The 6,398-nt window shown below is 35.8% G+C and carries 5 protein-coding genes and 4 tRNA genes; 4 read left to right on the forward strand and 5 right to left on the reverse strand.

The genetic code is table 11. From position 1 onward, the window contains the following. Nucleotides 1-217: 217 nt before the first annotated feature. The 5 genes from gatB to Q0Y61_RS09270 all read right to left on the reverse strand — a co-directional run bounded on the left by gatB (nt 218) and on the right by Q0Y61_RS09270 (nt 2,409). Entirely contained in the window at nt 218-1,645 is a 1,428-nt protein-coding gene (gene gatB / locus Q0Y61_RS09250) for an Asp-tRNA(Asn)/Glu-tRNA(Gln) amidotransferase subunit GatB (RefSeq protein ID WP_297814346.1), read from the reverse strand. A gap of 370 nt (nt 1,646-2,015) precedes the next feature. Next, a tRNA-Ser gene (locus Q0Y61_RS09255) sits at nt 2,016-2,103 on the reverse strand. A 21-nt stretch (nt 2,104-2,124) separates the two neighbouring features. Beyond that, nucleotides 2,125-2,199, reverse strand: a tRNA-Cys gene (locus Q0Y61_RS09260). A 10-nt stretch (nt 2,200-2,209) separates the two neighbouring features. Continuing rightward, nucleotides 2,210-2,296 (reverse strand) — tRNA-Leu (locus Q0Y61_RS09265). A 38-nt stretch (nt 2,297-2,334) separates the two neighbouring features. Beyond that, nucleotides 2,335-2,409 (reverse strand) — tRNA-Gly (locus tag Q0Y61_RS09270). Nucleotides 2,410-2,535: 126 nt separating this feature from the next. On the opposite strand from Q0Y61_RS09270, the gene Q0Y61_RS09275 reads away from it, so the two are divergent. The 4 genes from Q0Y61_RS09275 to radA form a co-directional block, all read left to right on the forward strand. Then, complete coding sequence (locus tag Q0Y61_RS09275; protein WP_297814348.1) at nt 2,536-3,630, forward strand: DUF3298 and DUF4163 domain-containing protein; 1,095 nt, start codon at nt 2,536-2,538, stop codon at nt 3,628-3,630. 42 nt (nt 3,631-3,672) lie between these two features. Continuing rightward, entirely contained in the window at nt 3,673-4,305 is a 633-nt protein-coding gene (locus tag Q0Y61_RS09280; protein WP_297814350.1) for a TlpA disulfide reductase family protein, read from the forward strand. Continuing rightward, nucleotides 4,305-5,192, forward strand: a complete 888-nt coding sequence (ftsY, locus tag Q0Y61_RS09285; RefSeq protein WP_297814351.1) for a signal recognition particle-docking protein FtsY — start codon at nt 4,305-4,307, stop codon at nt 5,190-5,192. Before Q0Y61_RS09280 ends, ftsY begins: the two co-directional genes overlap by 1 nt. A gap of 96 nt (nt 5,193-5,288) precedes the next feature. Continuing rightward, nucleotides 5,289-6,398, forward strand: a 1,110-nt coding sequence (radA, locus tag Q0Y61_RS09290) for a DNA repair protein RadA (RefSeq protein WP_297814354.1), incomplete at its 3' end; no start/stop codon positions are given.

Consider the following 6,398-nt stretch of genomic DNA (forward strand, 5'->3'; position numbering starts at 1 on the left):
TTGTTTAATAGCTTGTTTATAATATTTTTTTTCTTTTTTGTGCTTTTTAATTACTTTCAAACGCCTAAATAAAAGCCCCCCCCCCCCCGCAGACTTCATCATTTCTTGCCCTAGTTTAAAGCTTAAATGATTTTGCACTCTTTGTACTGCATTATTTGGATTCATTTTGTCTCCTTATGGAATTTATAAAGAGAGTATTTTAGCATAAAATCTCAATTTATTTTAACTTTTCTTTCAATAATTCATTCACTTTTGCAGGATTCACGCCTTTTGCGTTTTTCATCACTTGCCCGACAAAGAATCCCAAAAGCTTATCTTTTCCGCTTTTATATTCTGCAACTTTCTCCACATTTGCTTTTAAAACTTCCTCAACCGCTGCTAAAATTGCTCCATCATCACTCACTTGCTCCAAGCCCATTTCCACAATGAGTTTATCTACATCACCTCCGCGATTCTGCACTAGCACATCAAGGATTTCTTTTGCGCTTTTTCCGCTAATTTTTCCCTCATCAATACGTTGGACCAAAGTCGCTAGTGTAGCAGAATCCACACCACAATTTTGCAGAGTATTCTCTCCCTTTAATCGTCCTAGAAGCTCGATAGTTAGCCAAGTAACCGCACCCTTAGCACTCGCACCTAAGCGCAGCATATCCTCAAAATATAATGCCATTTCAAGATCACCGGTTAGCACACTCGCATCACTTACTTTAATGCCAAACTCCCGCACATATCTTGCGCGTTTTTCATCAGGCATTTCTGGAATCTCACGCCCCTCACGCATAAGGGTTTCATCAATAAATACAGGTAATAAATCAGGGTCAGGAAAATAGCGATAATCCGCCGCTTCTTCTTTACCACGCATTGAACGCGTAGTGCCTTTGGCAGTATCAAAAAGACGAGTTTCTTGCACAACTTCACTTTTGTATTTGCCCGCTTCCCAAGCTTCAATTTGTCGCTCCACTTCGTATTCAATTGCTTTTTGAATAAACTTAAAGCTGTTTAAATTTTTAATTTCTACGCGTGTGTAAAGCTTAGAATCTCCTTTAGGACGAATAGAAACATTTGCATCACAACGAAAGCTCCCTTCTTGCATATTTGCATCAGAGATTCCTAGAAATCTCACAATAGAATGCAATTTTTTAAGATAAGCAATGGCTTCATCACTACTTCTCATATCAGGTTCGCTCACAATCTCTAAAAGCGGTGTGCAAGCGCGGTTTAAATCCACTTTAGAATAATGACTTTCGTGAATATTTTTCCCTGCATCTTCCTCCATATGCGCACGCGTTACACCGATAATTTTCTGCTCTCCATTGACTTCAATCTCAATTGCACCTTGCCCCACGATTGGAATCTCAAATTGACTAATTTGATACGCCTTTGGCAAATCAGGATAAAAATAATTTTTACGCGCAAATACCGAGCTTTGATTAATATTAGCATTAATGGCTGTGCCAAAAGAAATTGCTTTTTTCACTACTTCACGATTTAGAACCGGTAACGCACCGGGCAATCCCAAACAAGTAGGACAAACATTTTTATTTGCTTCTTCACCAAAACTTGTTGCGCACGCACAAAAAATCTTTGTTTTAGTATTTAGCTGAACATGCACTTCAAGCCCAATAATCGTCTCATAAGCACTCATTTCTCTACCTTTTGTTAAATGCGTGATTTTATCGTGTTTCGCTTTAAAATTGACTTGTAGCGGGAATCTCACATTGATTTTGATTTAAAGGTTTGAAGTAGAGCGAAGCCTTTTATGCCATTTTTTCACAATGTTTTATATCGTCTGTTGGTAAGCAATTAATGGAATAATATATCCAAAAAACTTTGAATCCCATTGTGTGTTTTTTACTCAATTGCGGTGCTTTTGGATTATCGCCCAAACCAAAGTTGGAACTAGAATTAGTATAGGGGAATCTTATGCCTATATTTTACTTGCGTGAGTATAAAGTAATATTGCTATAAAACAAAATTTCTCATTGGCAGAATCTAATGTTAATATATCAAAGCTGTGGCCGGGAGAGAGGGATTCGAACCCCCGGAGGTGTTATCCTCAACGGTTTTCAAGACCGCCGCTATCGACCACTCAGCCATCTCCCGAGAAAAACTGAAAATTTAGATTGGAGGCGACACCCAGATTCGAACTGGGGAATCAAGGCTTTGCAGGCCCATGCCTTACCGCTTGGCTATGTCGCCATTTATATTGTGGTGCCCGAGGCCGGACTTGAACCGGCACGGACGCAATGTCCGAGGGATTTTAAGTCCCTTGTGTCTACCATTTCACCACCCGGGCATTAACTATAAGTTTAAATTACTTTTATGATTTAGCTATGGAGCGGGAGACGGGGATCGAACCCGCGGCCCCAACCTTGGCAAGGTTATGCTCTACCACTGAGCTACTCCCGCATAAAAGCAAAAGTGAGAGTAAAATTATAGCGATGGTTTTAAAAAAAATCAAGAGATTTTAGGAAAATAATGATAAAATTCTGCATTCTAAATTTATTCTAAATTAAATTTATAAAGGAACTTGTAATGAAACAACGAAGTGTTAATTTTTCTAGGTTATTTGGGATTTTGATATTATGTTTTGGTTTAAATTCTATGGCTTTAGACTTTACTTATCAAACTTTCCTCCTCTCACCCTCTCAAGCAAAAATATTAAACAAAACCTCTGCCAAAGAAGATTCTCTACTTTTTGTTGCAAATTCAAAAGACGGGATTCTATATGCTGGTAATCGTAATTTGGGACGTTGCATACCATTATTTGAAAACGATCCAACAAAGACACAAGAACCCACCGCTCTTAAAGATGGCACTCTCCAATGCAAAAACTTGGCTTTAAAAGTTGAAGATGGCGCAATTACAGGTGCGCTTACGACTACACAAAATCTAAAATTAAATCTCAAATTAATAGATTCTATGATTTTACAACAACAAGAAGTAACTTACCAATATCCAAAGGACCCAAAACAAAGCACGAATGCTTTAACTTCTATACAATTTTATTGTTCTAAAGATTCAAAAGCTCAAGAAATCTTACAACAAATGTATAAAAAATCTTTTGATTGCAAAAGTGCAAAAAGTGTGTTTTTAAATAATGCGCAAGATTCAATGCAAAATTTCTTTAAAGAATTCTCACAAACAGAAAATAAGAGCGAAGAAAAGGTAATAGAAAAATTTTTAAATACTTCATCATTTGAAGAACAGAAAGGAGATTTTTTATATTATTTTGATAATAATTTAATCGTATTTTTAAAAAATAATTATCTTTATACCGGTGGCGCACACGGAATCTCTAGCCAATGGGGTGTGATATTGTCTAAAGAAAACGGAATTATTCCTTTAAACACAATGATAGATTTTAATAATGCGGAATTAAAAAGCCTTTTATGGCAAGAATATCAAAACTACCTAAAAAGCGTAGAATCAGAAGCTTTTGTGGATTTTGAATCTTTCAAAGTTTCAGAAGCAATCTTGCTAGATTATGATTCCTTTATTTTTATTTATCAACCCTATGAAATAATGCCTTATGCTAATGGAATCATTAAATTGAAGATTCCATTAGAGCAAATGGTAAAGCTTGGTAATTTTGAAAAAACACCACTTGAATCTTTATTTGTCCCATAATCTCTGCAATTTGTTAATATAAAATTTTAAAAAAGGAAAGAAATGCGTTGGATTTTGCTTAGTGTAATAGTTGGATTTTGCTTGAGTTTTTTAGGTTGTCAGAAACAAGAAAATGAACAAACCAATCAAACCATAGAAAAAAAACAAGAGATTCTAGAAAATCTTGTTTTAAAAAGTAGTGATGGGACAGAATTAAACATTAATCAAAAACCGCCTAAGGAACAAAATAATTTTAAAAATATTGAACCTAAAAAAGAAAATATTTTAAAGAATCTTATCATTACTTCAAACCAAAATAACCTTAAAGTATTATTATTTTTCACAACTTGGTGCGACCCTTGCAAGGGCATTTTACCTCATTTAGAAAACCTTAAACAACAATTTGGAGAACAAATTACACTTTATGCAATCCCAATAGATGACTTGGTAGGAGAAGTAGAAAACTTGAAGGGTATTATACAAGTTTTTAATGAAGAAAATGCTATCAATATGCCAATTATCTTAGATGAAAATCGCTCCAAACTCTTTAATGCGCTTGGAGGAATTGAGGGTGTGCCACTGATCGCACTTTATGACAAAGATGGAAAATATATTATCCACTATCTAGGCGCGATTCCAGAAGAAATGATTGAGTTTGACCTCTCACAAAATCTAGCAAAAATAAAGGCACAATAATGCTTGAAATCTTTAAAAAAACCTTACAAAAAACCACACAAAACATTCGTGATTTACTTCCAAAATCTCATAAAAAACTTAGCAAAGAAACATTAGAAGAAATTTTAATTGCAACAGATATGGATTATGAACTCCTAGAGATGATTCTAAGCCCACTTGGAAGTGAAATTAGTCGCAATGAGCTTGAAGTTGCTTTATTTAGACTCTTTCGCGGAGAGAGTTATTATGACAAAGTGCAGCCAAAAACCATAGAAGAAAAACCTTGTGTGCATCTGATTGTAGGCGTCAATGGTGCGGGCAAAACCACAACAATTGCCAAACTAGCCAATCTCTACCAAAAACAAGGCAAAAGCGTGATTTTAGGGGCTGGAGATACATTTAGAGCAGCAGCAATTGAGCAATTAAAGCTATGGGGACAGAGATTAAATCTTCCTGTGATTGCTTCAAAAATCGGACACGACCCTTCCGCAGTGGCTTTTGACACAATTTCTTCAGCCATTGCTAAAAATATAGATATTGCACTCATTGATACGGCGGGTAGATTACACAATCAAAACAATCTACAACAAGAGTTGCAAAAAATTATGCGCATTTGTGATAAGGCAAAATCTGGTTCTCCACATCAAAAAATCTTAATTTTAGATGGCACTCAAGGAACTTCTAGTTTGGAACAAGCAAAGGTTTTTAGCCACACTTTAGGTGGGATAGATGGTGTCATTGTAACTAAGCTAGATGGCACAAGTAAAGGAGGAGCAATTTTTAGTATCCTTCATACTTTGCGCGTCCCTATTTTATACATTGGTGTAGGTGAGAGGGCAGAGGATATGATTGCATTTAATGAAGAAGAATATATTACGACTCTTTTGGATTCTATTTTTGAAAATTAAACCGCACAATCAATGAAAAAACTAAATTCAAGATACTAATCCTTTCAGCATAATCTATAAATTTTAAAAGATTTCAATCAATTTCAAAGGTTAAAAATGGCAAAGAAAAAAACACAACTTTTTGAATGTCAGCATTGTGGATTCCAAAGCAGAAAATGGCTTGGTAAATGCTCTAATTGTGGAGCTTGGGAAAGTTTTTTAGAACTTAAACTTGAGCAAATTGAAGCCTTGAAAACTACTCAATCCACTCTAAATACTAACAAAGTTATGCCAATTACAGAAGTGCAAGAAGAAGAGTTTGTGCGTTTTAGCAGCAAAGAGCAAGAATTAGACATCGTGCTTGGAGGTGGAATCGTGCTTGGAGGAATGTATTTAGTTGGTGGAAGTCCGGGCGTTGGGAAATCTACACTTTTATTAAAAATATCAAGCAATCTTGCTAAAATGGGCAAAAAAATCCTCTATGTTAGCGGGGAAGAGAGTGCCTCTCAAATCAAACTACGTGCAGAACGACTGAATGCAATTTGTGAAAATCTCTTTTTACTTAACGCAATAAAATTGGAAGAAATTTTAGGCACAATCCATACAAACGAACACCACTATTCTATGATTGTAATTGATAGCATTCAGACGCTTTATAGTGAGAATATCAGCTCAAGCCCTGGCAGTGTTTCACAAGTGCGTGAAGTAACCTTTGAACTAATGCGTTTAGCAAAAGAACGTGGAATCTGCGTATTCATCATCGGACACATTACTAAAGATGGGGCGATTGCTGGACCTAGGATTTTAGAACATATGGTGGATTGCGTTCTTTATTTTGAGGGGGATTCTAGTCGCGAATTGCGTTTTTTAAGAGGGTTCAAAAATCGTTTTGGCAATACAAGTGAAATTGGAATTTTTGAAATGAAAAGTAATGGCTTAGTTGGAGCAAAAGAAGCTTCTAAGATTTTTTTCAATCAAAAAACATCTGCACCCGGAAGTGCATTAAGCGTTGTAATAGAAGGTTCTCGCCCACTTGTTTTAGAAGTGCAAGCCCTTGTAAGTGACTGCTCTTATGGAATGCCTAAACGCTCTTCTACTGGCTTCGATTCTAATCGTTTAAATATGATTTTAGCCCTATTAGAACGTAAGCTAGAGATTCCACTCAATCGCTATGATGTTTTTATTAATATCACGGGTGGAATCAAGATTTTAGAAACTGCAGCGGAT

This window comes from uncultured Helicobacter sp. (assembly GCF_947367035.1).
In the GTDB taxonomy this organism is placed as follows: Bacteria; Campylobacterota; Campylobacteria; order Campylobacterales; family Helicobacteraceae; genus Helicobacter_D.